We start from the raw sequence: 25,783 nt of genomic DNA, 5'->3' as shown, positions 1-25,783 counted from the left end.
GACTGTCCCACACGTTATTACTACGATGTGAAATGAATAAATGGCACTAAACCCGCTGAAATTCGATTTATTCCACAAAGTTATGATGAGCATCAGGTTGTAGCTTGACCAGAATTTTCTTATGTCGTTAAATCCAATATCTGGAAAAATGTGTATAGGGAAATACCGCATGTCGGCTAACACCAATCGTAAGTTTTTGAGCATGGATGAAGTACAGCGTTTACTTGATGCAATTCCTGATCATAAGAATACCGTCCGTGATAAATGTATGTTGCTGGTTTGCTTCATTCATGGATTGCGCGTCTCCGAACTCTGTAATCTGCGCCTGCAAGATTTGGATTTACTCAGCAAAAAATTGTACGTTAATCGCCTGAAAAATGGCTTTTCTGTCCAACATCCGATCCAGCCGCGTGAGCACTCCGCACTGGTCAGTTGGCTGGCCCTGCGCCCGCAATATCTTGAAGCAGACAGTGATTTTCTGTTTCTTTCACGCCAGGGGGGGCGGCTTTCTCGCCAGCAGATGCATCGCCTGTTTCGCGAGTACGGTGAACTTGCTGGACTGAATGTCCCCGTGCATCCGCATATGTTACGCCACGCCTGTGGCTATGCGCTGGCTGATGGCGGCATCGATACTCGCTTAATCCAAGATTATCTGGGCCATAAAAATATTCAGAATACGGTAATTTATACCGCCAGTAACGCGGGGCGTTTTCGTTCGATCAGAATATAATTAAAACCTGCTTGAAAAGCAGTTTATTTAATTTATCTATAATGGTTAGACTCATCCAACCTAGGTTGAGTCTAATATTGTATATATAGCCACCTCTAACCTATTATGCAGTCATGGATAAGAATGTTATGAAGATATAATATATAAATCCAATGTTAGCTACTGCACTCATTATTGATAAAGTATTTCATTACATTGTGAATGAATTTTTCGGATTTATCTCCCACTTAAGAAAGAATAATCCTTTAAATCATAGGGTATTGGTTTTTCTATGGCGTTTCTTTTTTTTTGTCGGATATCCTTAGCAATTCCATGGCTGTTGTCTTTTTTCCTCTCCGCTATACTGATTCTGGGATAGGTTGAAGCTGTAGCAACCCTTGCATCAGCGATCCTATGAATCTTGTAGGTATGTAAAAGGATGAATAGCCCTGCACATTTTTTAGTAAAGTCACAGTGAGGCACTATGAATAATCGCAAGCATCTGACTCCTTCCGAAGTTGCGCGTCTGCTAGGAGCTACTCAGCATGGTAAACATGCTGAACGCGATTACTGTTTGATTTGGATGTGTTTTATCCACGGATGTCGCGTCAGTGAGATCAACCGCTGGCGCCTTTCCGATATCGATTTGGAGGGAAAAAGCATTTATATCCATCGCCTGAAAAACGGCTTTTCCACCATTCATCCTTTATATGCCAAAGAACATAAAGCGTTACGCGCCTGGTTAAAGGTCAGACGCACTTATCGAGGTGCGGACAGCGACTGGTTATTCCTTTCCGAGAAAGGGAATCATCTATCCCGCCAGCGTATCTACTGGTTAATGCGTAATTACAGTGAGTTGGCTGGTCTGGAGATTAACGCTCATCCTCACATGCTGCGACATGGTTGTGGATTCGCGCTGGCAGACCGCGGGATAGATACTCGATTGATTCAGGATTTTCTTGGGCATAAGAATATTCAGCACACCGTACTTTATACGGCCAGCAATGCGCGGAGATTTAAAGAAGTCTGGTAAACAAAATGTAATAATTTAATTCACCCGGTACACTTTGAACTAAACTGTCACGCACTCTAGGGATTATCTTTTCGCGAGTCAACAAATTTGTTATGGCAACATTCCTAATTTTTAAATAACTAATAATATCAATGATTTGAGTTGGTTTTGAGACGATTATTTATCATTGAGCTCTCCCCATTAGTGGCTGTTCATGCACACTCCTGACTGGTCTAAAAAATCCCCCTCGGCATTGAAGATAGTCTTAACGTTTCATGTTTGTTCATTAATTGCTCGCTGGTTGAAGTTTAATGCTGGTGGCTAAGAATTTTCAGCATAAATATTTGGACGGTACACTTTAGTTCAAAATGACTCGTCGGTTAGACAAGGCTTAACGGCCCGAGCAGTTATTTAACGGGCGAGGTTATCGCTAGGAACTAAATAAACAGGGAACGACATAAGGCTATGTCAAATAATTTTGCTATGCACATGGGTGCATTACATTAAAGGAAAGTGTTGTATGAAAAAGAATCTGATTGCTGTTGCCGTATTGGCCTCTTCTGTGTTTGCCGTTACCGCTGCTGCTGCTGCTGATGGTCAAGTGGATTTCGTAGGTAAAATCACTGACGACGCTTGTGTTGTGACTAACAACCCAGGCAGCCCACTGCAAGTGAATCTGGGTGAAGTCGCTACCACTTCCTTCAACGTGGGTGGCGTTCCGACTGCGGGTGTTAAATCTTCTGCAACCAATTTCACCATCAAATTGACAGGTTGCCCGGCTGCGGCAACTCAAGCTGCAGTCAAATTTGACGGTATCGCTGTGTCTGGTGACAACACCGTTCTGGCACTGACTGCTGGTGGCGCAACTGGCGTTGGTATTCAGCTGAGCGATGACGTTAACACTGTAGTTCCATTGTTTACCGCATCTAAATCATATCCACTGGTTGTGGGTAATAACGATTTGAACTTCGTTGCACGTTATATCTCTACCTCCTCCACCATCACTTCTGGTGTTGCGAACTCCACCGCTAGCTTCACCCTTAACTACAACTAAGACTTTACCAATTCGACGTAGAGATTAGTTGTTCTGATTTCAGGCCAGCGGTAGTTGAGCTGGCCTTTATGTCTCATTTCACGGGGTGTTTGTATGAAATTTATTCCTGCCACAGTGCTGACGAGCTTGCTGATGATGAGCTGTGCTGCTCAGGCCGGTGTGGTTGTGGGCGGTACGCGTCTGATTTATGAAGGCGGTAAAAAGGAGTCTTCACTGAGCGTCAGTAACCCGGACAAGGGGCCGTACCTCATCCAGACCTGGGTAGAGACCACCGCAGGTGGCGCTGAGAAAGCCCCCTTTGTGGTGACCCCGCCGCTGTTCCGCCTGGATGGCGACCAGAAAAACGTCCTGCGCGTGGTGCGTGCCGGGGGCAATCTGCCCTCCGATAAAGAATCGTTGTATTGGATGAACATCAAGTCCATCCCCGCCGCCAGCAAAGCTGAAGTCCGCAATACGCTGCAAATTGCAGTGAAGACGCGCATCAAGCTGATTTACCGCCCACAGGGTATCAAAGGTACGCCGGAGCTGGTCACAGAGAAACTGACCTGGCAACGCAGTGGTAATAACCTGCAGGTGACCAACCCGACGCCGTTTTATATGAATTTCTATGAAGTGAAGGTTGCAGGCAAGAAATTGAACGATGTGACCTATGTGGCTCCGATGAGTACGGCAAGCTTTGCACTGCCAACCGGAGTGAGCGGCGGCCCGCTCAGTTGGAAAATTATCAATGATTACGGGGCGGTAAGCAAAGAGCAACTCGCGTCGTTATAGCCTTCAGTGAGCAGGGATCCCCACAGGCCGTGGGGCACAGGACACAGGGGTAGTTTCACCCTGTAGGCAATGGAGTCAAACGGATGAATAATTATAAAAGCCAGGCCGGGCACTCGCCGCGCGTCAGTCGGTTGGCGTATTTGATCGCTACCCAGTTGGCATTGATGGGAACCCTATCCTTTAGCGTACAGGCGCGTGACTATTTTAACCCTGCACTGCTGCAAATGGATAACCCAAACCAGGGCGCGACAGATTTAACGGTTTTTGAAGAAGGCATAGGTCAGGCACCAGGCACCTATCGGGTCGATATCTATCTCAATAACGAGCAGCAGGACACACGGGATGTGACGTTCAGTATGCAAAAAGGGGCTGATGGCAAAGAGCATCTGCAACCTTGTCTGAGCGTAGAGCAACTTAATGCCTTGGGGGTGAAAACCGATTTATTCCCAGGGCTCGGTGATGCCAAGTCACAATGCGCCAACATCAGTGCCATTCCCCAGGCCAGCGCCAAGTTCCGTTTCAGCGAACAGCAATTACTGATCAGTATTCCTCAGGCAGCCCTCTCACAGAAAGCGCGTGGTTACGTTCCTGAAAGCCAATGGGATCAAGGTATCCCGGCATTGCTGCTCAACTACAGCATGAGCGGAGCCAACACTTATGCACGTAATGGTAATAACCAAGACAGCAACAGCCAGTTCGTCAACCTGCGGCCAGGTGTCAACCTCGGGGCGTGGCGGTTGCGTAACTACACGACCTGGAGCCGAAGCAGTGACGGCCAGGATAAATGGGACACCATCTATACCTATGCCCAGCGTGACATTATCGCGCTGAAAAGTCAGATGACGCTGGGGGATAGCAGTTCGCCTTCGGACGTGTTCGACAGCGTACCGTTCCGTGGTGGGCAGTTGGCCTCGGACGACGAAATGATACCGGACAGCCTGAAGGGCTATGCGCCAATGGTTCGGGGTATTGCACGAACCAATGCGCAGGTGACTATCCGCCAGAACGGTTATGTGATTTACCAGACCTACGTGGCGCCAGGTGCGTTTGAAATCAACGATATGTTCCCTACTGGGGGCAGCGGTGACTTGCTGGTGACCATTAGGGAAGCCGACGGTAGCCAACAGCAGATTGTGGTGCCGTTTGCCTCGCTGCCCGTGCTGCAGCGTCAAGGTCGTTTGAAGTACTCAGTCACCAGCGGGCAGTACCGTTCTTATGACAACAGCATAGACAAGACCCTGTTTAGCCAGGGCACAGCGATTTATGGTCTGTCCAATGGTTTTACCGCCTACGGCGGTGGCCAGTTTGCCAGTAAGTACCAGTCTGTGGCCTTGGGGCTGGGCAAGAACATGGGTGACATCGGTGCCATATCGGCAGACGTGACCCAGGCATGGTCTACGATGCAAGACCAACCTAAAACCGATGGCCAATCATGGCGAGTTCGTTACAGCAAGAACCTCGTACAGACGGGTACCAACTTCTCGATTGCCGGATACCGTTACTCAACCGCGGGCTACTACAGTTTGCAGGAAGTATTGGACACCTACCGTGACGGTAGTAGTTACCGGCTCACCGACCGCAAGCGCAACCGCAGCGAGTTGACCATCAGCCAGAACCTGGGAGATGCGGCGGGAACCCTGTCATTAAACTGGGTCAGCGAAGACTACTGGAACAGCGATCGTACCTTACGCTCGATTGGTGTCGGCTATAACAACAGCTGGAACGGTATCAGCTACGGGTTGAGCTACAGCTATAACGAAAACTCGACGGCCAGTGGCAACAGCAGTGGCGCCATTTATGACCGCGATCAGATCTTTGCGCTTAACGTCAGCATGCCGCTGGATCGTTGGTTGAGCAGGACTTATGCCAGCTACAACTTGAACACCAGCCAGAAGGGTTCTACCAACAACTCCGTCGGCCTGAACGGCACGGCGTTAGCGGACAACAACCTGAGTTGGGGCGTACAGCAAAGCTATGGCAACAAGGGCATCGGCAACGGCGGCAACCTGAATGCCGACTATCGCGGTACCTATGGGGAAGTGTTGGCGGGTTATGCCTACGATCGCAACAGTCAACGACTGAACTACGGCCTGCAGGGCGGCATTATAGCGCACCAGGACGGGGTGACCTTCGGTCAGCCGTTGGGGGAAACCATTGCGCTGGTGAAAGCACCAGGAGCCGGTGGCACGGGGGTTAACAACCAGACCGGGGTTAAAACCGACTGGCGTGGTTATGCCATCGTGCCGTACGTCAGCCCTTATCGCAAAAATCAGGTGCAGTTGAATACCGAGACTATGGCGGATGACGTTGAGGTGGAGTTGACCTCTCAGAACGTGGTGCCAACCCGTGGTGCTGTAGTTCGAGCCAACTTCCAGGCCAACGTGGGCCAGCGAATACTGATGACTCTGTTACGCCAGGGCGGCGCACCGGTACCGTTCGGTGCCACGGTGAGCGATCCGGCACAGAAAACTGCACAGGGATTTATCGTCGGGGACGGTGGCCAGGTTTACCTGACCGGGATGGCGGACAGTGGCAGCCTGAATGTGAAGTGGGGCAGCGGTTCAGACCAACAGTGTCAGGTGAGTTACTCACTGACAAAACAGACAACGGAAAGTGCTGGCATTCAGATGCTGAATGCGCAGTGCCGGTAAGGAACGATGATGAAGTTAATCAGGTTAGTTAAATTTACATTGGGCGGCCTGCTGTGCCTGTTTTCCGTATCCAGCTTTGCGGCAACCGGGTGGTGTACCACGGTAGGCGGCACGAAGATATATAACTTCCCCTTTGTCAAACAGTACGACAATCCAGCGGACAACAAGGCTGGCATGTATTTTCATCAAACCTACCAGTGGAATTTAGCGGCGAATTACGCTGCCAACTGTGATTGTACCACTCCGGCCATAACCTACTATAGGACAGTGGTACCTAGCAATCTGACAGCTACGCGGGACTTTGATGGATTACATTTTTATTCATTAAATAAATATCTGGAAGTGGCTACTGAATTATGGATTGGAGGGCTCAGGGGGGAACACGTAGCCACCCCATTCAAAGACGAGGGCAATAATTTTGTCAGCGCCTGTTCGGGTGTAACCAACTGGATATCCGGTGCTAATGGCTATGTGTCTTTATACTTTACCCGGCCATTTGTGGGGCAGGTCGTCATCCCAAACACTAAGATCCTGGACCTTTATGGTACAAAAGTCAGTGGCTCCTATGGCGGGATGCCGATGTCGTCTGTCTATATGAGCGGATCGGTAACGGTACCACAATCTTGTGAAATTAATGCCGGGCAGGTCATTAATGTCAATTTCGATAATATCATGTCAAATGACATCAAAACCAAGGGTGACATTGCCAATGGATTTACCCCTAAAGTCGTTAATATGACGCTGGCCTGTAACAATATTTCTAACGGTGTTGTCGTCAGCTTATCCTTTAGTGGAGAGCCCGCGAGTGGAGATCCAACCGCATTGAAGTCCTACGATAATACTGATATCGGGGTTCGGGTACGCGACGCAAACAATAATATCGTGTCGCCGATCAATGGAAATCTGCCTGTCACCTTCGACTATTCTTCACAAACTGGTACCAGTTCTATGACGCTGGCACCAATGAATGTGACGGGTAATACCCCGGCGCTGGGACGGTTTAATGCCGTGGCCACCATTAATGCAGAAATTAATTAAGTTTTTTTAACTCAAGGAAATCAGGCAGGAATTCCCTGCCTGGAATATAGACGGGAACAGTAAGGAAACATCATGAAAAAACAAACTCAACGTACGCTGCTGGCCTTATTGGTTTTGGGGGCTGGTGTTCATCAGGTTGTGGCAGCTCCAACTCAAGTCAATATTACCGGTGTCGTAGTGGCTTCGCCCTGCACGGTAGATACCACCAACTCAGATTTGAACGTCAATCTGGGGACCAGTATTCAGGCGAAGGACCTGGCGACGGCAGGAAACACCTCCACGGCGGTGCCATTCAAGCTGGTAGTGAAGGACTGTCCGACGACAACCAGCAAAGTTACCGCAACATTTAGCGGCACGGCGGACGCTGCGGCTGGCGGGCGCTACGCGACGACCAGCGGTACGGGTATGGCAGATAACGTGGCGGTAGAAGTTAAACAGGATGTGGCTCCGAATGCCCTGCAAAACCCAGGATCTACCATGGATTCGACGGTGGTAGGAACCTCGGCAACATTTGCATTGAGAGCCAGTGCTTATGCCAAAGGGGCGGTTACGCCGGGTAATATTGCTTCGGTAATGTCAGTCGACTTTACCTATAACTGATGAGCCAAGTCAGTTATCGCGGCGGGTAAAACACGGTCAAGTTTAGACGGCCGGCGTTGGTTTCCCTGGCCGCTGTGTGTATTGGCGTAGCAAGCTTTAACATCGGCACCCAAGTCTATTTTGGGTGCCAGCACCTATCAGGACAAGCTGAGTCATTAATAACGGAACTATTATCATGATGACATCAACCGTATGGAACAACACACCCCTACCGAAAATGCAGACGGCATGCCGCATCGACCGGGTATTGCTCATGGATGCTTGCCCGATAACGCGTGCCGGGATCTGCTCTGCATTCCAGCCACCACAGTTTCAGGTCATGGATTGTGTGCACGTAGAAAAGGTGTGCGATCTGCCAGTGGCGATGCAGCAAGGCAAGGTGGATGTAGTGATCACCGAGCTGTGTGGCGAAGGTGAATCGGTATTGGAGGGGCTGCGAATGATTAGCCATTTACGCCAGTACTGGGCACGGGTGCCGCTTATCGTTGCCACCTCTTTGCAGGAACCGCACCTGCTTGCACAGTTGAGAACGTTGAGGGTCAGCGGTATCTACCTTAAACAGGATCCCTTGTCATCACTGACACAAGGCGTCCTCTGCGCGATGGCGGGGTTGTCCAGTCTTAGCCCGTCAGCGGTGAACCTGATTGGTAATGGTGCGCCGTCATTATCGCTAACCGGACGTGAGATGGACGTACTGGAGTGCCTGTTTGCTGGCAGAACCGTGACCGACACGGCGCGGGTGCTAGCTCGGGATGTGCGCACCATCAGCACCCATAAACGCCGTGCCATGATTAAGCTCGGCTTCCATAGTGATAGCGATCTCTATACTCGTGGAGATTATCTAGCGCGTAATGGATTACTGATCTAGGAGTCGCTCATGAATACGCCTTTATCGGTTGTCAAACTGGCCGTTGTTGCCCCTATACCCTTGCTTCAGGCAGGGATGGCACATTTTATTCAGAACCTTGATCCCCCTATGCATCTGGTGGTGATGGTCTCTTCGCTTGAGCAATTGCTGGCGCAATGGGCGCCGCCACAAATTGACCTGTTGGCGGTGGTGCTCAGTGGCTCGCCGCAGGAGATTGCCCGCGACACGCAACAGTTGCTGATGCTCTCTGAACGTGCGCCCGCGCTGCGTATTGTGGTGTGCACCTATTGCCGGGACATTGCGTTGTTGACGCGTTTGAATCTCCGGCCGCACATCAGCCTGCTTGCCCGCCAGGAGTCGCAGGAGCAGACTCGCCGTGATATGGCACAGGCTCTGACCGGTGCCAAGGTTTGTAGCCCCAGTATGGCCATGTACCTGCTGCACAGTGCCACTCCTGCGCAAGTGCAGGACAGTTTGGTGGTGTTGACGCAGGCGGAACATAAGGTACTGGAGTACTTGCAGCAAGGAATGAGCGTTTCTGACGTGGCTGATTTACTGCATCGCAGTGTCAAAACCATCAGCGCACATAAGTGCAATAGCATGCGCAAGTTGGGGGTTCGCAATGATGCGGAACTGTTCCAGCATTTACGCAGTCAGGTCAGCGACACGCCCTACAACACGCCGAATTCCCCCTGGTATGTAACGACATGATTAACCAGAAGCGGTACCGCGTGGCAGTAGTTTCACCGTGCCGTTTCTTTCAGGCTGGGATTTGGGCGTTGCTCAACACCCATTCGCTATCGCGGGTCTGGCACTGCCAGAAAGCCGCTGAAGCACAATGGTATCTGGATGAACAGCCGGTGGATGTGCTGGTGATGTCATTGCACGTTGGGCAACAGGCAGACTTATTGCTAGCCTTGCGCTTTATTCAGCAGGCGCGTATCTCTTTTCCCGGCGTCGCGCTGATGGTTATTCTGGATGACCCCATTCCTTATCTGGTGACTCGGTTGCGCCGTCTGGGGGTGAGGCATATCGTGGATCTGGGGCAACCGTTAGTCTTATGGCATGCGCAATTGCGTCAGATTCTGTTGGGGGAGGATAGCCGGGCTGGCTGCACTTTACCGGGGTGTGATGAGGAAACGTTGTCTATGGGTGAGCGGCAAGTGGTCGAGTACCTGATACAGGGGATGACTCCCGCCGAAATTGCCGCGCTGACGAAGCGCAGTATCAAAACCATCTCCACACAGAAGGGCATAGCCATGCACAAGCTGGGGATCCGCCACTATGCCCAACTGATCGCGATACAAAGCGTCTTTACCGACAGTTGGCTGCCCCATGACGGAGTCCAGATGGTCGGGGAACTGACCCCAAGCCTTTGGTATTATTACTGAGTTTATCAACGTGTTCGCTTGAATCCGCATTGGTAGATAGGGAGATGCTGTGTGAGTGGCTCTCACATAAGGTACAACGCCCCAGGAAGAGGCGTTGCCAATAACAGGCTCAGTTAAAACGCATTGATAGATCGAGCGCGGTAACGTGTTTGGTCAGCGCCCCGACAGAGATATAATCCACCCCGGTTTCGGCAAACTCGCGCAGGGTTTGATCGGTGACATTGCCGGAGACTTCCAACTGCGTGCGTCCCTGGGCCAGGGCAACGGCATCACGCATCATCTCGACGCTGAAATTATCCAGCATCACAATATCGGCACCGGCATCCAATGCCTGTTGCAGCTCATCCAGCGATTCGACCTCCACCTCTACCGGCACGTCGGCATGCAGCCAGAAGGCTTTCTCTACCGCGTTCTTGATCGAACCAGAAGCAATGATATGGTTTTCCTTGATCAGGAAAGCATCCGAGAGACCGAGACGGTGATTGCTGCCACCGCCGCACAGCACGGCATATTTCAGCGCGGTGCGCAGGCCGGGCAGTGTCTTGCGGGTATCCAGCAGCCGGGTTTGTGTGCCTTGCAGCAGTTCGACATAGCGGTTTACCGCCGAGGCCACGCCGGATAGCGTTTGCACAAAGTTCAGCGCGGTACGTTCGCCCGTCAGCAATATACGCGCAGGGCCGCTCAGGTGGCATAGCGGCTGGTTGGGCACCAGCTTATCGCCATCTTCCACCAACCACTCGATCTTCACCTGTCCACCCAGTTGGATAAACACCTCTTCCAACCAGCGGCGGCCACAGAAAACGCCGGGTTCACGGGTGATCACCGTGGCATTGGCCTGCTTATCTGCGGGTAGCAGTTGTGCGGTGATATCGCGCTCGGTATCCACGGTGCCCCCCAGATCTTCGCTCAGCGCCTGGGCGACGGCGGCAGGGACATCATTGGCAATACGTTCGAGAAGCGCGGTACGGCGGCTGTCGGCACTGTAGCGACGGGTTGGCATGGCAAACTCCGGAAATGGGCTATAAGCGGTGAGTGCACATGCTACTCTGTTTTATAGCCCCGTGCCAGCCACTAATTTTACATAATATCAATAGGTTAATGATGCTGTAATCCCCCTCACCCTAACCTTCTGCTTTAGTGAGCGGGGACTGCATGTGCCACAATTTTACTCCCACATCTGACCTTAACACGGGCGCGGCATGCGCCCCTACGGCGTGCCACCTTAGCCATGCTGCAAGATGTGCTACCGCCAACACAACCGCATTGAATATCTCAACCTTTCATTATTTGGCATACTGTTTATCCAGACAGTATTCTGCTGGGTAAATAAAATCATCAATAGAATTTTGCAATAACTTATAACTTATAACTTATAACTTATAACTTATAACTTATAACTTACACTACAGGTGTATTACGAGGATTTAATATGAAAAAATTACCGTTAAATGTTCTCTATCGACTGTATAAAGCCGAAGTTGGCGATACCATTGATAATACTTATGTTCGTCTAACAGGCGGTTGGATGACCAATGATGATCGTAGTGTCGATGATAATGGGTTGCTCCAGAGAAATACTACCTACCAGTTCGCATTTAAGGATTTATCCGATGGGCAATACTATCAGACAAGTCAAAGTGCCACAGAAGTGATCGTTCCCGATTCCTTCGGTTACTCTGTGGTAAGGTATAAAGAGCCATTCAGTGATCCCTCGAATTACCCTCTTTCCGTGAATACTTTCCAATACTCAGCAATTAGAGTGAGTGTGTCTGAATATACGGAAGCGTTGGAGCCTTAATATTATTGAAGGCCAATGGTGACGAACGTGTTTTTTAACCTATAACGTTTTCATCATAGGGTAATCAGGCCTATATTCAGTATTAATAAGATGCTGGATATAGGCCATTCACCGCGTTATTTTAGGACTACCTTTGAGAAACGAAAAAGAGTGTACGTTAAGATAATTTTTTGTACTGACTGACATCAACAGGCCGCGACTGCCGGGGACAGTGCTTGATGTGGCGGCGCAGGTAACAAATCCATTTATTATCAATGCATTAAATTCACTTCTCGTAAACATGCTACTCTGCTGCTGGCACTCGTACCACCGCAAGCATTATGCTGGGGAACAGACAGAAGGAGAGGATTAGCTAATGACGCTGTTTACGCTGTTACTGGTTTTGGCGTGGGAACGCCTGTTTAAACTGGGTGAGCATTGGCAGTTGGATCATCGTTTAGAAGTGGTGTTTCAGCGGCTGCATCGGTTTTCTTTGGCACAAACGTTGGCAATGACCCTGGTCTGGATGTTTATCGTCTGGGGCATCCTGTGGTTGGCCCAGGGCCTGTTCTTCGGCGTTGTGGCGCTACTGCTGTGGATTGTGATTGGTCTGCTGTGCGTTGGGGCCGGGATCACACGCAAACATTATCGGGCCTATTTGCAGGCCGCACGGCAGGGCGATACCCACGCCAGCGATCAGATGGCGGAAGAGCTGGCGCTGATCCACGGTTTACCGGTGGATTGCAGCGAGGCAGAGCGCTTGCGTGAACTGCAAAACGCTTTGGTGTGGATTAACTATCGTTACTATCTGGCACCGCTGTTCTGGTTTGCGGTGTGCGGGCCATACGGGCCGCTCGCTCTGGCAGGCTATGCTTTTCTGCGGGCCTACCAAACCTGGCTGGCACGGCATCATTCACCGCTGCAACGCTCACAAACGGGGATCGACTTCCTGCTGCATGTGTTGGACTGGATCCCGGTTCGTCTGGCTGGGGTGGCGTATGCGCTGATTGGGCATGGTGAAAGGGCACTGCCCGCGTGGTTTGCTTCGCTGGGGGATCGTCATACTCCGCAGTACCAGGTGTTGACGCGTTTGGCGCAGTTCTCTCTGGCCCGTGAACCGCATATGGACCCGGTTCAGACGCCGCGTGCAGCGGTAACGTTAGCGCGTAAAGTGACCCTGATTGTGGTGGTGGTCGTGGCGATATTGACGATTTACGGTACCTTGCTCTGAAGGTAACGGCGGGCGCCGAGTGGCGCCCGCCAGAAGATTACAGCTTGGCGAAGCAGCGGCGCGCGGCATCGACGGTGCGCTGAATATCTTCGTCGCTGTGTGCGACAGACATAAAGCCAGCCTCGAACGCCGACGGGGCCAGATAAACCCCCTCATCCAACATCAGATGGAAGAAGCGCTTGAAGCGCTCGACATCGCAACCCATCACGTCCTGATAGCAGGTGACCGTCGGCGCATCGGTAAAGAACAGCCCGAACATGCCGCCTACATGGTTGACGACAAAAGGAATATTCTCTGCCTTGGCCGCCGCCAATAGGCCTTCTGCCAGCTTGTTGGTCAGTTCGGTCAAGGTCTGGTGAATGCCAACCTGGGAAACCTCGGTCAGGCAGGCGAAACCGGCGGCCATGGCAATCGGGTTGCCAGACAGCGTACCAGCCTGATACACCGGCCCGGTAGGTGCCAGTGCGGCCATCACTTCACGGCGGCCACCGAAGGCCCCCACTGGCATCCCTCCACCGATAATTTTGCCCAGGCAGGTCAGGTCTGGTACCACATCGTAATAAGACTGAGCACCGGCCAGCGCGACGCGGAAACCGGTCATCACTTCGTCAATGATCAACAGCGCGCCATACTTGTCACACAGGGCGCGCAGGCCCGGCAGGAAGTCTGGCAGCGGTGGAATGCAGTTCATGTTGCCCGCGACCGGCTCAACGATGATGCAGGCGATCTCTGAAGGGTACTGCTCGAATGCGGTACGCACGGAGTCGAGATCGTTATAGGTACAGGTCAGCGTGTGCTTGGCGAAGTCTGCCGGCACGCCCGGTGAGTTCGGCTGGCCCAGCGTCAGTGCGCCGGAACCGGCTTTCACCAACAGGCAGTCGGCGTGGCCGTGGTAGCAGCCTTCAAACTTGATGATCTTGTCGCGGTTGGTGTAACCCCGAGCCAGACGAATGGCACTCATGGTGGCTTCGGTACCGGAGTTCACCATACGCACCATATCCATGGTTGGGACCAGATTGGTCACCAACTCGGCCATTTTCACTTCCATCTCAGTAGGTGCGCCGAAGCTCAGGCCGCGCTGTGCCGCCTCGATCACTGCATTGCGGATCGCCGGATGGTTATGGCCCAGCACCATCGGGCCCCAGGAACCGACATAATCGATATAGGCTTTACCATCGGCATCAAACAGATAGGCACCGTCGGCACGTTCGATAAACAACGGGGTACCGCCTACACCGGTGAATGCACGCACTGGGGAGTTGACTCCGCCTGGGATCAGCTGTTGCGCCTGGGCGTACAGACTTTCGGACTTACTGTGTAAGCTCATAAACCGGCTCCTGGGTTTGCTTTTGAATGATTTGACCGCGCTATTCTAGTGGAGAGTACGGAGTTATGAAACGATCATAGACCGATACCTATTTTGAGGGGGCGGTAAGACAACGACTGAGCTAGAATAGCTTACATCGCTATTAGTCTGATTTTTCAATTCAATAATGAACTCACTATGACTGAATTACAGCAACAGCCTCCTGCGGCTTCAGGCGTGCGCCTGACACGCAACTATAGGGTCCGTCAGTTTATTCGCCAGGATAAAACGCCGGTTGTCATCCTGATCATGGCGGCGGTGGTAGGGACGTTGGCGGGATTGTTGGGCGTCGCTTTTGATAAAGCGGTGGAGTGGGTGCAACAGCAGCGGCTGTCGGGCCTGGCCTCTGTCGCCAACTCCTGGTTCCTGGTGTGGCCGCTGGCGTTTATTTTGTCTGCCGTGCTGGCCGCTTTTGGCTTTTATCTTGTCAAACGTTTTGCGCCAGAGGCGGGTGGTTCAGGGATCCCGGAGATCGAAGGGGCACTGGAAGAGTTACGCCCGGTGCGCTGGTGGCGGGTCATCCCGGTGAAATTTATCGGCGGTATGGGGACGCTCGGCGCTGGCATGGTGCTAGGGCGTGAAGGGCCGACGGTACAGATGGGGGCCAATGCCGGGCGAATGGTGCTGGATATTTTCCGTATGCGCAGTGCGGAAGCGCGCCACTCCATGCTGGCCACCGGTGCCGCTGCTGGTCTCTCCGCCGCGTTCAACGCCCCTCTGGCGGGGATCTTGTTCGTTATCGAAGAGATGCGGCCGCAGTTTCGTTACAACCTTATCTCCATCAAGGCGGTGTTTATCGGCGTGATTATGTCGAGCATTGTCTTTCGCATTTTTAATGGTGAAAGTCCGCTGATCGAGGTGGGTAAACTTGCTTCGGCACCGCTCAATACGCTGTGGTTGTACCTGGTGTTGGGGACGGTGTTTGGCGCGGTAGGGGTGATGTTTAACGCACTGGTGTTTCGTACGCAGGATATGTTTGCCCGTTTCCATGGCGGCAAGATGAGCAAGATCCTGCTGATTGGTGCCCTGCTAGGGGGCGTTTGTGGCGTGCTTGGGCTGATCGAGCCAGCAGCAGCGGGTGGCGGTTCGGCCTTGATCCCGATCGCGGCGGCGGGCAATTACAGCGTAGGCATGCTGCTGTTTATCTTTATCGCACGGGTGATCACCACGCTGTTATGCTTCGGCTCAGGCGCACCGGGTGGTATTTTTGCGCCGATGCTTGCCTTGGGGACGCTGCTAGGCACCGCTTTTGGCCTGTTCAGCGGTCACCTGTTCCCTGAATACGGACTTGAGGCTGGCACCTTTGCTATTGCGGGCATGGGGGCGCTGTTTGCCGCTACCGTGCGTGCCCCGTTAACCGGTATTGTGCTGGTATTGGAAATGACCGATAACTATCAGCTGATTTTGCCGATGATCATCACCTGCCTCGGCGCGACCTTGGTGGCGCAGTTTATGGGCGGTAAGCCATTGTATTCCGCCATTTTAGCCCGCACCTTACAAAAGCAGCAGCAGGAATTGGCCGAGAAAACAGGTAAAGAAAATACAACAAATGCGGTGAATACTTGAACGCAACACTCAGGTATTAGATAATCAGCGCCATTAATCAGGTTACCGTCGTCGTCGCCTGATGTGAAACACTGTTGGGAGTAACGAGTATGAGTGATGAAACAGCACTGCCCCTGCAATTTACCGAGGCAGCAGCAAGCAAGGTGAAATTCCTGATTGCTGACGAAGAGAATCCAAACCTGAAGTTGCGGGTTTACATTACCGGTGGCGGCTGCAGTGGATTCCAGTACGGCTTCACGTTTGATGACAAGATCAACGACGGCGATATGACCATCGAGAAACAGGGCGTTGCGCTGGTGGTTGATCCGATGAGCCTGCAATATCTGGTTGGCGGCGCGGTGGATTACACCGAAGGGTTGGAAGGTTCACGCTTTATCGTGACTAACCCGAATGCCAAAACCACCTGTGGCTGCGGTTCTTCATTCAGTATCTGATCTGCCGCCGTTAAAAAACCCGCCTGCCTGTACGGTGCGCGGGTTTTTTTGTGCCTACCATTCCACGGTGATCAGTTCGCTTTCCCGATCGTCTACTATCCGTTTGCTATGGCTCATCTTCGGCTGCAAGACTGTGCCATTGCCGCATTCCACCTGTGGCGTGTTGCCGGTCGTGGTTACGCTGCAGGTAGGCACAATCGTCAGACTGATACCAATCTTGCCGCTGGTGTTTTCGGCCAGCACACTGCTGCTCAACAACAGTGTGCTGGCGATCAAAAGATTTTTCTTCATGCGTAAACTCAAAACAATACCTACCCGCAGGCCACAGCAATAGGACCTATCGGCAAAAGTGAACGGAACTTAACGGCGCGGGATAATTTTTAACGAAGAGTTAACCAGATGATTACATTATTCAAGCGCATTTTATTAGCGTAAAATAATAGCACATTGCTTATATAATAGTCGAATATACTGCTTGGCAGGAAAGCCTCCGCCGAAGCTGGCGGAGGCAAGAATTACTGTTCGAGGATAAACGCCGGTAGTTTCAGATGCCAACGAATGGCGGCCAGGCGGATGCCCAGCGTGATGATCATCCCCAACATCATGGCATGCTGTAACGGCATACCAAAGCTGTAGAACGCCGTGACGTGCACCGCTCCGCCAACGATGCAGGCAGTGGCGTAGACTTCGGTTCGCAGGATCATCGGGATCTCGCGGGCCAGCACGTCGCGGATAATCCCGCCGCCGACGCCGGTGATCACTCCCATGCAGACGGCCACCAGCGGCCCACTGCCAGCGGCGAACGCCTTATTGACGCCGATCCCCACGAACACCGCCAGCCCGATGGCATCCAGCACTGGCAGGATCCATTTCGGTAACCGACGCGGCTGGCGCACCAGCAGCAGCGTCAGCACACAGGTGATCATTGCCACCACCAGATCGGTGGGATCCTTTACCCAGAATACCGGGCCGTTGGCGAGCGCCATATCACGGATCGTCCCGCCGCCGACCGCGGTCACTACCCCCAGTACCAATACGCCAAAGGGATCCATCCGTAATTTGCCCGCCAGCAACACGCCGGAAATGGCAAACACCGCAGTACCAAGAATATCCAGCCAAAATACCATCAATGGATCTCCGCCAATTGACCGCATAGTGATTGTGCCGCCAGCATGATGCGTGGCCCGGCACGGTTAAACCAATCTTCCTCAAGGGCAATCACCGGCACGTCCAGCTGTGGGCCCCAGAAGGCTTTCACATTGGCGATCTGCTGGGCATTCCCGCTGATCACGATGGCCTGTGGTTTACGCACCAGCACCTGCTCACGGCTTACCTGCGGCCAAGGCACGGGGCTATCGGCAAAGATATTCTCTGCGCCGCACAAGGACAGCACTTGGCTTTGCAACGTGGCCGCCGAACTGGTGAACAGCGGTTGGGTACCAAACTGCAGCAGCACAGGCCTTGGCGAATTGCTGGCATAGCGCGTTTTCAGCTCATCTACCTGTTGGCGGAGGCTGGCTGCGGCCTGATGTGCCTTTTCTGGGTGAGGGCTGAACTGCGCCAACGCATCCAGCGATTGGGCGATTTCGTCAATATTCTTGGCATCTGCATAAAAAATCGGGATGCCGAAGGAGGCGAGCTGATCCAATACCCGCTGGGGGTTACCGCCACGCCAGGCGAGAACCAGATCGGGTTTCAACGCCAGGATCCGTTCCAGGTTGATCCCTTGCCAGGAGGCGACCTGTTCCAGCTGCTTGGCGGCAGGGGGATAATCGGAGTAAGCGCTGACGGCCAGCAGGGTATCCCCCATACCGGCCGCGTAGGCAAGCTCCGTGGTGCTCGGTGCCAGGCTGATCACCCGTTGGGCGGCGCTGGCAGGCAGCAGCATCCCCAGGATCAGCCAGCTCAGCAGGGCGCACAGACGCAGCTTCACATTAACCGCGCTTGGCCAGGGCTTGCAGCATGGCATTGACCATCAGCGAGGATTGCTTGGCGGCCACCGCCAGGAACTCGTCGAAGCTCATATGGGATTCACTATCGGCAACGTCGGAAATCGCGCGTACCACCACGAATGGCGTGCCGAACTGATGGCAAACGTGGCCAACGGCGGCGGCTTCCATCTCAACGGCGGCAACGGTTGGGAAGGTGTTGCGGATGCGGGCCAGAGGCTCGGCACCGTTAATGAAGGCGTCACCGCTGCAAATCAGGCCGCGTACCGCGTTCAGGTTAAGCTGTTTGATGCAGTTTTCCGCTAACTCGATCAACGCAGGGTCGGCAACGAACGCTGGCGGGCAACCGGCCATCTGGCCCGGTTCATAGCCAAAGGCGGTCACGTCGGCGTCGTGGTAGCGCACTTCTTCAGACACGACGATATCACCCACGTTCAGCGTAGCGGCCAGGCCACCGGCGGAACCGGTATTGATCACCACATCGGGTTGGCACTGTTCCAGCAGCAGGGTGGTACCCAGAGCCGCCGCCACTTTGCCGATGCCCGATTTGAGCAGGGCGACTTCCACGCCGTTGATTTGGCCGGTATAGATCTCACAACCCGCACGTTGCAGGGTCTGGCGGTTCGCAATTTGCTCGCGCAGCAGGGTAACTTCTTCTTCCATTGCGCCGATGATGCCTACTTTCATAAATAATACTCGCTGATAGGGTATGGAAATTGCGCCATAGTCTATCATGGCTCTGTGAGAGAGATAATCCGCAATACCGTTGCATCCGCCGCCGGGAATTGTTATCACGGAGGGAATGCGCAACGGGAGGAGAAGCAGATGTCCGGGATCGACTTTAAGCAGAAGATCAGCTTTCAGCGGCCTTTTAGCAAGCCGATTGAAGCCGAAGAAGAGTACGACATCATTCGCCAGTTCGAGAGCGATCGCGGTCGCATCGTCAATTCTGCGGCGATACGTCGTTTGCAGCAGAAGACGCAGGTGTTTCCGCTGGAGCGTAATGCGGCGGTCCGCAGCCGTTTGACCCACTCGATGGAAGTGCAACAGGTGGGGCGGCATATTGCCAAAGAGATCCTCAACCGTTTCAAACAGGAAAAGCGTATTGATGCGCTCGGCCTGAGCAAGCTGCTCGATCCTTTCGAGAGCATTGTCGAAATGGCCTGCCTGATGCACGACATCGGCAATCCGCCGTTTGGCCATTTTGGTGAATCTGCCATCAACGACTGGTTCCGCCAGCGGCTCGACCCGGCCAGCTGTGGCAGTGAGCCGGGTAGCCACGATCGTTGCCAGGTAGAGGTGTTACGCCTGCATGAGGGGGAGAGCGATCTTAACCGGCTGCGCAGCCGTATTCGCCACGATCTCAGCCACTTTGAGGGCAATGCTCAGGCGATCCGCCTGGTCTACACGTTGCTGAAATTGAACCTGACCTATGCGCAGGTAGGCTGCATCCTGAAATATACCCGTCCGGCCTATTGGGCGAGCGATATTCCCGCCAGCCACAGCTATCTGATGAAGAAGCCGGGGTTTTATCTGGCGGAAGAAGCCTTTGTCGATCGCTTGCGGCGCGAATTACATATGGGAGAGTTCGATCGTTTCCCTCTCACCTATATTATGGAAGCCGCCGATGATATTTCTTATTGCGTGGCCGATCTGGAAGACGCGGTAGAAAAGAACATCTTTACCGTGGAGCAGCTGTATCAGCATTTAACCCAGGAATGGGGCGAGATTGCTCCAGGGGATCTGTTTGATAAGACCGTGGCCAGTGCGTTTCGAAAAATTGAGCGCAGCGCAGCGCGCCGCAGTTCAGAAGATCAGTTCTTTATGTACCTGCGGGTATTTACCGTTGCCAAATTGGTTCCCCATGCGGCCCAGCGGTTTATCGATAACCTGGACGCGGTGTATCACGGCCACTTCAACGGAGCCTTGTTGGAGGATGCCAGCCCGGCTTGCCGCCTGCTCGCTATCTTCAAGAACGTTGCGTTCAAACACGTGTTCAACCACCCAGAAGTGGAGCAGTTGGAACTCCAGGGTTACCGGGTGATCAACGGCCTGCTGGATATTTATAGCCCGCTGCTGGCCATGTCGCTGGCCGATTTCAGCCAGTTGGTGCGGGAAGACAGCCACCGGGCGTTTCCGATAGAAACGCGGCTGTTTCACAAGCTTTCTACCAAACATCGCCTGGCCTATGTCGAGGCGGTGGAAGGTTTGCAGCATCTTTCGGCCGAACAGCAGGCTATTAGGGAGTATTATTTCCGGGCACGGTTGTTACAGGATTATATCAGCGGCATGACCGACCTTTATGCCTATGATGAATATCGTCGTTTAATGGCAGCGGAATAAATTCATGAGATAATTCTCGCTTATTTTAGCGAGATGACTCTCAAGCTGGAACATTATTTCGAGTTTTGTAAAGACCGACAATATTTGTTTACTATTAGCCAGCCGCACCAGGGGAACTTCAGCTAATCAGCAGGCTCTTACTAAGCACCAAGACCCGTTATTCCTATTGAACGATTTTTAAGAGACACACAGATGAAAAAAACAGCACTGGTTTTAAGCGCCCTGGCTTTGAGTATTGGTTTGGCAATGGGTCCGGTAACTACCGCCAATGCCGCAGAAACGGCTTCTGCCTCCACTAGCGCCCAACCGTTGCCAAGCCTGGCTCCGATGTTGGAAAAAGTGATGCCTTCAGTGGTAAGCATTAACGTGGAAGGGAGTGCCGCGGTGAATGCGAAAACGGTACAGCAAATGTCGCCGTTCTGCCAGGATGGTTCACCCTTCCAGGGTTCCCCAATGTGCCAAGGTGGCGCACCGGGTGGGCCAACTACCCAGGAAGCCTTTAAAGCCCTGGGTTCAGGCGTCATCATCAACGCGGACAAAGGCTATGTGGTCACCAACAACCACGTGGTAGACAATGCCAGCAAGATCACGGTGCAATTGAGCGATGGTCGTCGCTTTGAAGCCAAGGTGATCGGCAAGGATCCGCGTTCTGATATCGCGTTGATCCAGCTGAAAGACGCCAAAAACCTGTCGGCGATCAAAATGGCTGATTCCGAGCAGCTGCGCGTGGGTGACTACACCGTGGCGATCGGTAACCCGTATGGCCTGGGTGAAACCGTGACCTCCGGGATCGTTTCTGCCTTGGGGCGTAGCGGTTTGAACATTGAAAACTACGAAAACTTTATCCAGACCGATGCGGCGATCAACCGGGGTAACTCCGGCGGTGCGTTGGTTAACCTGAATGGTGAGCTGGTTGGCATTAACACCGCGATCCTGGCGCCGGACGGCGGCAACATCGGTATCGGTTTCGCTATTCCAAGCAACATGGTGAAAAACCTGACCTCGCAAATGGTGGAATATGGCCAGGTGAAACGCGGTGAGCTGGGCATTATGGGTACCGAGCTGAACTCCGAGCTGGCGCAAGCGATGAAAGTGGACGCCCAGCGTGGCGCATTCGTCAGCCAGGTTGTGCCGAAATCCTCCGCTGCCAAGGCTGGTATCAAGGCCGGTGACGTGATTGTCACCCTGAACGGTAAAGCCATCTCCAGCTTTGCGTCGTTCCGTGCCGAGATCGGCAGCTTGCCGGTGGGCACCAAGATGGCGCTGGGCATTATCCGCGACGGCAAGCCAGTGTCCATTGACGTTACGCTTCAGCAAAGCAGCCAGGAGCAGGTTGATTCCAGCAATATTTACACCGGTATTGAAGGTGCAGAACTGAGCAACAGCACCGATAAAGTGAAAGGTGTGAAGATTGAGAAGGTGAAACCTGGCAGTGCCGCCGCGCGCATCGGGCTGAAAAAAGGCGATGTGATCATGGGTGTGAACCAGCAGCCAATCAATAACCTGGGCGAACTGCGTAAGGTGCTCGACAGCAAGCCTGCGGTGTTGGCGTTGAACATCCAACGTGGCGACTCGACGCTGTATCTGCTGATGCAGTAATGTTGTCCCGTTGTTCTACAGAGGCACGCTACGGCGTGCCTTTTTTTATGGCTTAAAACTGTGAGTTTGAACACAACTTGTGCCCGGCCAAAACGCATTTGGGCATCTGCACAATGTGCCAGTAGAGGCGCGTCGGTATGCTGAACGTTGGTTTATCATCCGACGGGGATAAGACGCAATGGCGGAGTATCATCTTGATGCCAAGCTAGCCAGGGAAATTGTCGCGCGCACCATGAAAATTATTGATAGCAATATCAACGTGATGGACAACCGGGGCCGGATTATTGGCAGTGGCGATCCTGAGCGGCTGGGGGAACTGCATGAAGGAGCATTGCTGGTGCTATCTCAGGCCAGGGTGGTCGCTATCGACGATGCCGTTGCCCGTCATTTGCACGGCGTTCGGCCCGGTATTAATCTGCCGTTGCACGTTGACGGGAATATCGTTGGGGTCATCGGCCTGACCGGCGATCCGGTGCAACTGCGGCAGTACGGTGAACTGGTCTGCATGACCGCTGAAATGATGCTGGAGCAGGCGCGATTGTTGAGTTTGTTGGCGCAGGACAGCCGCTTTCGTGAAGAGTTTGTGTTGAACCTGATCCGTACGGAGGAGTTGTCACCGGCCTTGATGGAATGGGCGCACCGCTTGGGGATAGATCCCAACCAACCCCGCGTCGCGGCGGTAGTAGAGGTGGATAGCGGCCAGTTGGGGGTCGACAGCGCCATGGCCGAGTTGCAGCAGTTACAGGAGCTGCTGACGCTACCTGAACGTGACAACCTGATCGCCATTGTTTCTCTCAGCGAGATGGTGGTACTTAAACCGGCGCTGAATCACCACGGGCGCTGGGATGCGGAGGCCCACCGGCGGCGAGTGGAGAATCTGCTGGTGCGGATCAATGAAAGCAGCCGTTTGCGAGTGCGTATTGCGCTCGGCAACTATTTCATTGGCCCAGGCAGCCTGGTGCGTTCCTACCGCACTGCGCGTACCACCATGGCCGTTGGCAAGCAGCGCATGCCTGGGCGGTGGGCCTATTATTATCAGGATCTGATGCTGCCGGTGTTGCTGGGCAGCCTGCGTAGCGGTTGGCAGGCGGATGAGCTGGCTCGGCCGTTGGAGCGTTTAAAGGCCATGGACGGAAATGGATTGTTATTGCGTACCTTAAATGCCTGGTTCCTGAATAATGTGCAGCCCACCGCGACCGCCAAGGCACTCTATATTCACCGCAATACGCTGGAGTATCGTCTCAATCGCATTTCCGAGCTGACTGGGTTGAACCTCGCCAATTTCGATGCTCGCCTCTTGCTGTATGTGGGGTTACAGCTGGATGAAGACTAGCCTAGCTGTCCGCCAGCCTCAACCTTCAGGTGTCGCGGTAATTAAACCACCAGCTAATACGGGATCGAGGTCCCGCTAAGAAGTGAAACAGTGGCTCATTCGGTTCCCTCTCCCTGGGGAGAGGGGCGTTGCACTCAAGTAACAGGCGCTGGGTTAAATACCGCCAACGCGTTGAACAAACCCCATCGATCTGACCAGGTTTGCTTGCGGCCGCTGGCGATATCCAGGATCAGTTCAAACAGTTGCCAGCCCACCTGCTCAATGGTCGCCTCCCCGGTGGCGATAGTTCCGGCGTTGATATCGATCAGATCGTGCCAGCGTTCAGCCAGCGCGCTGCGCGTTGCCATTTTGATCACCGGTACGGCAGTCAGGCCGTAAGGGGTTCCCCGGCCGGTAGTGAACACTTGCACCGTAATGCCGGAAGCCAACTGCTGCGTGCCGCAAACAAAGTCGCTGGCGGGAGTGGCGGCATAAATCAGCCCACGTTTGCTGGGGCGTTGACCAGGGGAGAGCACTTCGACAATCGCGCTACTGCCAGATTTGGCAATTGAGCCTAATGCCTTTTCTACCACGTTGGCCAAACCGCCTTTCTTATTGCCGGGTGAAGGGTTGGCGCTGCGATCGGTTTGCCCTTGGTTGAGGTAATCGTCATACCAGGCCATCTCCTCCAGTAAGCGCTTGCCAACGTGTTGATCGGCGACCCGTGGGGTTAACAGGTGGATGGCATCACGCACTTCGGTGACTTCTGAGAACATCACGGTTGCCCCGCAGCGTACCAGCAGGTCGGAAGCAAAACCTACCGCCGGGTTAGCCGTCACCCCGGAAAAGGCATCGCTACCGCCACATTGCATCCCCACCACCAGCTCTGAGGCCGGCACGGTTTCCCGCTGGCGACGGTTCAGGCGTTGCAGGTGCTGCTCTGCAACGGCCAGAATATCGGCCACCATGGCCTGAAACCCAACGTGCTTCTCATCCTGCAGGCGCACAATCCGGCTTTCGTCCACGGTAATGGGTTGGACATCTGGGGTTCCCTGCAGCAGGCGTTCCGGCTGCAACTTTTCGCAGCCTAGCCCCACCACCATCACTTCGCCGCCAAAGTTTGGGTTGAGCGCCAGATTATGTAGGGTGCGGATAGGGACCACCGCGGCGGGAGCATTGATAGCGACGCCGCAGCCATAGAGATGATTCAGACCCACCACTCCGTCGACGTTGGGGTATTTCACCAGTAGGTCGCGCTCAATGATTTTCACCACATAATCCACCACACCGGCCACGCAGTGCACGCTGGTGGTGATAGCCAACAGGTTCTTGCTGCCAACGCTGCCATCGGCATTACGGTAGCCTTCAAAGGTATAACCTTCCAGGGGCGGTAATGCCTGGGGTACATTGTTGGCGAGTGGCAGGCTGGCCAACTCGGGTGCCGGAGGCAGCAGCACCAGCGATTCATCAATCCAACTACCACGGCGAATATCCCGTGCGGCAAAGCCAATCACTTCGCCATAGCGCAAAATAGTGCCGTTTTGAGGAATATCTTGCAGCGCAACTTTATGCCCTTGGGGAATATGCTCCAATAATATCAGACCGCAAGGGAAGCTTGCCCCTTTAGGCAACCCATGGTCATTAACCACAATGGCGACGTTATCTTGCCGATGAACCTGAATATAGCGCGGTAATGCTTTAATACTGCCAACTGCATATTCGGACATAGTGAAACCTCACGTACTCTGATTTATGTACGCCGTGGGTAATAATCGAAAGACTGGCTCAGCAAAAAGCATAACATTCGCTATTGTGTCGGGCATTATGCAAATGACCTAGATTTGGCGTTTTCCAGAGGTCAATCTTTGGCATTGTGCTAATCCGCTGTGAGATAGCTCACGCAACCGCGGGAACCGTGAACCAGCCCGCGCCCGATTGGGCATACGCCATAAATAAGCCGCCATATTAGCCCTGTTATTGGGTTATTTGCCCGATGAGTCCCGGCAGTCGGTTCCCTATACTTTTCTCCACCAAGCGTTAATGCGTTTAAAAATTGCCGATGCCGTATTAATCGAACTGCTCAAAAAAGGCTGCAATTTAATTTAAACCTTT

General features: G+C 53.3%; 24 protein-coding genes. 17 read left to right on the top strand and 7 right to left on the bottom strand.

The annotated features are described in order from the left end of the window. The first annotated feature begins 169 nt into the window (after positions 1-169). From ACMV5I_RS04240 to ACMV5I_RS04195, 10 genes are all read left to right on the top strand, one after another. Positions 170-730, top strand: coding sequence for a tyrosine-type DNA invertase (locus tag ACMV5I_RS04240; protein WP_024529774.1), 561 nt, complete (start codon positions 170-172; stop codon positions 728-730). Positions 731-1,193: 463 nt separating this feature from the next. Next, positions 1,194-1,742 (top strand): tyrosine-type DNA invertase, encoded by a 549-nt coding sequence (locus ACMV5I_RS04235; RefSeq protein WP_121608708.1) that lies wholly within the window; start codon positions 1,194-1,196, stop codon positions 1,740-1,742. 499 nt (positions 1,743-2,241) lie between these two features. After that, a complete protein-coding gene (locus tag ACMV5I_RS04230; protein WP_202728629.1) occupies positions 2,242-2,775 on the top strand; it encodes a fimbrial protein in 534 nt (177 codons plus the stop codon). Positions 2,776-2,868: 93 nt separating this feature from the next. After that, complete coding sequence (locus ACMV5I_RS04225; RefSeq protein ID WP_261457480.1) at positions 2,869-3,546, top strand: molecular chaperone; 678 nt, start codon at positions 2,869-2,871, stop codon at positions 3,544-3,546. Between the two features lie 83 nt (positions 3,547-3,629). Next, on the top strand, positions 3,630-6,197 hold the full coding sequence (locus tag ACMV5I_RS04220; RefSeq protein ID WP_414823749.1) for a fimbria/pilus outer membrane usher protein: 2,568 nt from the start codon (positions 3,630-3,632) through the stop codon (positions 6,195-6,197). A gap of 6 nt (positions 6,198-6,203) precedes the next feature. Continuing rightward, positions 6,204-7,235 (top strand): fimbrial protein, encoded by a 1,032-nt coding sequence (locus ACMV5I_RS04215; RefSeq protein ID WP_414823748.1) that lies wholly within the window; start codon positions 6,204-6,206, stop codon positions 7,233-7,235. Positions 7,236-7,307: 72 nt separating this feature from the next. Then, complete coding sequence (locus ACMV5I_RS04210) at positions 7,308-7,835, top strand: fimbrial protein (RefSeq protein ID WP_414823747.1); 528 nt, start codon at positions 7,308-7,310, stop codon at positions 7,833-7,835. A 175-nt stretch (positions 7,836-8,010) separates the two neighbouring features. Further along, the gene (locus tag ACMV5I_RS04205; RefSeq protein WP_080660661.1) at positions 8,011-8,703 is read left to right on the top strand and encodes a response regulator transcription factor; all 693 of its coding nucleotides are present in this window, start codon (positions 8,011-8,013) and stop codon (positions 8,701-8,703) included. Positions 8,704-8,712: 9 nt separating this feature from the next. Continuing rightward, on the top strand, positions 8,713-9,414 hold the full coding sequence (locus tag ACMV5I_RS04200) for a helix-turn-helix transcriptional regulator (protein WP_098928785.1): 702 nt from the start codon (positions 8,713-8,715) through the stop codon (positions 9,412-9,414). Further along, on the top strand, positions 9,411-10,094 hold the full coding sequence (locus ACMV5I_RS04195) for a helix-turn-helix transcriptional regulator (protein ID WP_414823746.1): 684 nt from the start codon (positions 9,411-9,413) through the stop codon (positions 10,092-10,094). The genes ACMV5I_RS04200 and ACMV5I_RS04195 overlap by 4 nt, the downstream gene beginning before the upstream one ends. A 109-nt stretch (positions 10,095-10,203) precedes the next feature. Here the strand turns inward: ACMV5I_RS04195 and nadC are convergent, their stop codons facing one another. Continuing rightward, positions 10,204-11,094 (bottom strand): carboxylating nicotinate-nucleotide diphosphorylase, encoded by an 891-nt coding sequence (gene nadC / locus ACMV5I_RS04190; protein ID WP_414823745.1) that lies wholly within the window; start codon positions 11,092-11,094, stop codon positions 10,204-10,206. A 429-nt stretch (positions 11,095-11,523) separates the two neighbouring features. Between nadC and ACMV5I_RS04185 the strand changes: the two genes are divergently transcribed. Together ACMV5I_RS04185 and ampE are read left to right on the top strand one after the other, a co-directional pair. Continuing rightward, entirely contained in the window at positions 11,524-11,892 is a 369-nt protein-coding gene (locus ACMV5I_RS04185; RefSeq protein WP_121608725.1) for a hypothetical protein, read from the top strand. Positions 11,893-12,247: 355 nt separating this feature from the next. Further along, entirely contained in the window at positions 12,248-13,102 is an 855-nt protein-coding gene (gene ampE / locus ACMV5I_RS04180; protein WP_024483482.1) for a beta-lactamase regulator AmpE, read from the top strand. A 37-nt stretch (positions 13,103-13,139) separates the two neighbouring features. Here ampE and hemL read toward each other — a convergent pair whose 3' ends face one another. Next, the gene (gene hemL, locus ACMV5I_RS04175) at positions 13,140-14,429 is read right to left on the bottom strand and encodes a glutamate-1-semialdehyde 2,1-aminomutase (protein WP_024483481.1); all 1,290 of its coding nucleotides are present in this window, start codon (positions 14,427-14,429) and stop codon (positions 13,140-13,142) included. A gap of 177 nt (positions 14,430-14,606) precedes the next feature. Between hemL and clcA the strand changes: the two genes are divergently transcribed. After that, a complete protein-coding gene (clcA, locus tag ACMV5I_RS04170) occupies positions 14,607-16,034 on the top strand; it encodes a H(+)/Cl(-) exchange transporter ClcA (RefSeq protein WP_141131147.1) in 1,428 nt (475 codons plus the stop codon). 89 nt (positions 16,035-16,123) lie between these two features. Then, positions 16,124-16,468 (top strand): iron-sulfur cluster insertion protein ErpA, encoded by a 345-nt coding sequence (gene erpA / locus ACMV5I_RS04165; protein ID WP_021179368.1) that lies wholly within the window; start codon positions 16,124-16,126, stop codon positions 16,466-16,468. 54 nt (positions 16,469-16,522) lie between these two features. Here the strand turns inward: erpA and ACMV5I_RS04160 are convergent, their stop codons facing one another. From ACMV5I_RS04160 to mtnN, 4 genes are all read right to left on the bottom strand, one after another. Next, the gene (locus tag ACMV5I_RS04160) at positions 16,523-16,759 is read right to left on the bottom strand and encodes a hypothetical protein (RefSeq protein WP_024483479.1); all 237 of its coding nucleotides are present in this window, start codon (positions 16,757-16,759) and stop codon (positions 16,523-16,525) included. Between the two features lie 224 nt (positions 16,760-16,983). After that, complete coding sequence (locus ACMV5I_RS04155) at positions 16,984-17,598, bottom strand: TRIC cation channel family protein (protein ID WP_059199769.1); 615 nt, start codon at positions 17,596-17,598, stop codon at positions 16,984-16,986. Then, on the bottom strand, positions 17,595-18,401 hold the full coding sequence (btuF, locus tag ACMV5I_RS04150) for a vitamin B12 ABC transporter substrate-binding protein BtuF (protein WP_414823744.1): 807 nt from the start codon (positions 18,399-18,401) through the stop codon (positions 17,595-17,597). Before btuF ends, ACMV5I_RS04155 begins: the two co-directional genes overlap by 4 nt. A 1-nt stretch (position 18,402) precedes the next feature. After that, positions 18,403-19,104, bottom strand: a complete 702-nt coding sequence (gene mtnN / locus ACMV5I_RS04145) for a 5'-methylthioadenosine/S-adenosylhomocysteine nucleosidase (protein ID WP_024483476.1) — start codon at positions 19,102-19,104, stop codon at positions 18,403-18,405. A 138-nt stretch (positions 19,105-19,242) separates the two neighbouring features. Here mtnN and dgt point away from each other — a divergent pair, with 138 nt between their 5' ends. The 3 genes from dgt (at position 19,243) to ACMV5I_RS04130 (ending at position 23,692) form a co-directional block, all read left to right on the top strand. Then, positions 19,243-20,760: a dGTPase gene (gene dgt / locus ACMV5I_RS04140; protein ID WP_024483475.1), complete on the top strand. Its 1,518-nt coding sequence runs from the start codon at positions 19,243-19,245 to the stop codon at positions 20,758-20,760. A 192-nt stretch (positions 20,761-20,952) separates the two neighbouring features. Continuing rightward, positions 20,953-22,359: a serine endoprotease DegP gene (gene degP / locus ACMV5I_RS04135; RefSeq protein ID WP_414823743.1), complete on the top strand. Its 1,407-nt coding sequence runs from the start codon at positions 20,953-20,955 to the stop codon at positions 22,357-22,359. A 178-nt stretch (positions 22,360-22,537) separates the two neighbouring features. Next, positions 22,538-23,692, top strand: coding sequence for a CdaR family transcriptional regulator (locus tag ACMV5I_RS04130; RefSeq protein WP_065687055.1), 1,155 nt, complete (start codon positions 22,538-22,540; stop codon positions 23,690-23,692). Positions 23,693-23,826: 134 nt separating this feature from the next. Here the strand turns inward: ACMV5I_RS04130 and garD are convergent, their stop codons facing one another. Continuing rightward, entirely contained in the window at positions 23,827-25,398 is a 1,572-nt protein-coding gene (garD, locus tag ACMV5I_RS04125) for a galactarate dehydratase (RefSeq protein ID WP_284122432.1), read from the bottom strand. Positions 25,399-25,783 lie beyond the last annotated feature (385 nt).

The sequence above is a fragment of the Serratia sp. T13T92 genome (assembly GCF_047530105.1).
Taxonomy (GTDB): domain Bacteria; phylum Pseudomonadota; class Gammaproteobacteria; order Enterobacterales; family Enterobacteriaceae; genus Chania; species Chania fonticola.
This window is presented reverse-complemented; position numbering and strand designations above follow the sequence as displayed.

What these genes read in the sequence shown, in the direction of transcription:
- ACMV5I_RS04195 (WP_414823746.1), top strand. Translation starts at nt 9,411, where the DNA reads ATGATTAACCAGAAGCGGTACCGCGTGGCAGTAGTTTCACCGTGCCGT.
- ACMV5I_RS04130 (WP_065687055.1), top strand. Translation starts at nt 22,538, where the DNA reads ATGGCGGAGTATCATCTTGATGCCAAGCTAGCCAGGGAAATTGTCGCG.
- hemL (WP_024483481.1), bottom strand. Translation starts at nt 14,429, where the DNA reads ATGAGCTTACACAGTAAGTCCGAAAGTCTGTACGCCCAGGCGCAACAG.
- ACMV5I_RS04230 (WP_202728629.1), top strand. Translation starts at nt 2,242, where the DNA reads ATGAAAAAGAATCTGATTGCTGTTGCCGTATTGGCCTCTTCTGTGTTT.
- nadC (WP_414823745.1), bottom strand. Translation starts at nt 11,094, where the DNA reads ATGCCAACCCGTCGCTACAGTGCCGACAGCCGCCGTACCGCGCTTCTC.
- ACMV5I_RS04200 (WP_098928785.1), top strand. Translation starts at nt 8,713, where the DNA reads ATGAATACGCCTTTATCGGTTGTCAAACTGGCCGTTGTTGCCCCTATA.
- ampE (WP_024483482.1), top strand. Translation starts at nt 12,248, where the DNA reads ATGACGCTGTTTACGCTGTTACTGGTTTTGGCGTGGGAACGCCTGTTT.
- degP (WP_414823743.1), top strand. Translation starts at nt 20,953, where the DNA reads ATGAAAAAAACAGCACTGGTTTTAAGCGCCCTGGCTTTGAGTATTGGT.
- ACMV5I_RS04225 (WP_261457480.1), top strand. Translation starts at nt 2,869, where the DNA reads ATGAAATTTATTCCTGCCACAGTGCTGACGAGCTTGCTGATGATGAGC.
- erpA (WP_021179368.1), top strand. Translation starts at nt 16,124, where the DNA reads ATGAGTGATGAAACAGCACTGCCCCTGCAATTTACCGAGGCAGCAGCA.
- ACMV5I_RS04220 (WP_414823749.1), top strand. Translation starts at nt 3,630, where the DNA reads ATGAATAATTATAAAAGCCAGGCCGGGCACTCGCCGCGCGTCAGTCGG.
- dgt (WP_024483475.1), top strand. Translation starts at nt 19,243, where the DNA reads ATGTCCGGGATCGACTTTAAGCAGAAGATCAGCTTTCAGCGGCCTTTT.
- garD (WP_284122432.1), bottom strand. Translation starts at nt 25,398, where the DNA reads ATGTCCGAATATGCAGTTGGCAGTATTAAAGCATTACCGCGCTATATT.
- ACMV5I_RS04215 (WP_414823748.1), top strand. Translation starts at nt 6,204, where the DNA reads ATGATGAAGTTAATCAGGTTAGTTAAATTTACATTGGGCGGCCTGCTG.
- mtnN (WP_024483476.1), bottom strand. Translation starts at nt 19,104, where the DNA reads ATGAAAGTAGGCATCATCGGCGCAATGGAAGAAGAAGTTACCCTGCTG.
- ACMV5I_RS04235 (WP_121608708.1), top strand. Translation starts at nt 1,194, where the DNA reads ATGAATAATCGCAAGCATCTGACTCCTTCCGAAGTTGCGCGTCTGCTA.
- ACMV5I_RS04205 (WP_080660661.1), top strand. Translation starts at nt 8,011, where the DNA reads ATGATGACATCAACCGTATGGAACAACACACCCCTACCGAAAATGCAG.
- ACMV5I_RS04185 (WP_121608725.1), top strand. Translation starts at nt 11,524, where the DNA reads ATGAAAAAATTACCGTTAAATGTTCTCTATCGACTGTATAAAGCCGAA.
- clcA (WP_141131147.1), top strand. Translation starts at nt 14,607, where the DNA reads ATGACTGAATTACAGCAACAGCCTCCTGCGGCTTCAGGCGTGCGCCTG.
- ACMV5I_RS04240 (WP_024529774.1), top strand. Translation starts at nt 170, where the DNA reads ATGTCGGCTAACACCAATCGTAAGTTTTTGAGCATGGATGAAGTACAG.
- ACMV5I_RS04210 (WP_414823747.1), top strand. Translation starts at nt 7,308, where the DNA reads ATGAAAAAACAAACTCAACGTACGCTGCTGGCCTTATTGGTTTTGGGG.
- ACMV5I_RS04160 (WP_024483479.1), bottom strand. Translation starts at nt 16,759, where the DNA reads ATGAAGAAAAATCTTTTGATCGCCAGCACACTGTTGTTGAGCAGCAGT.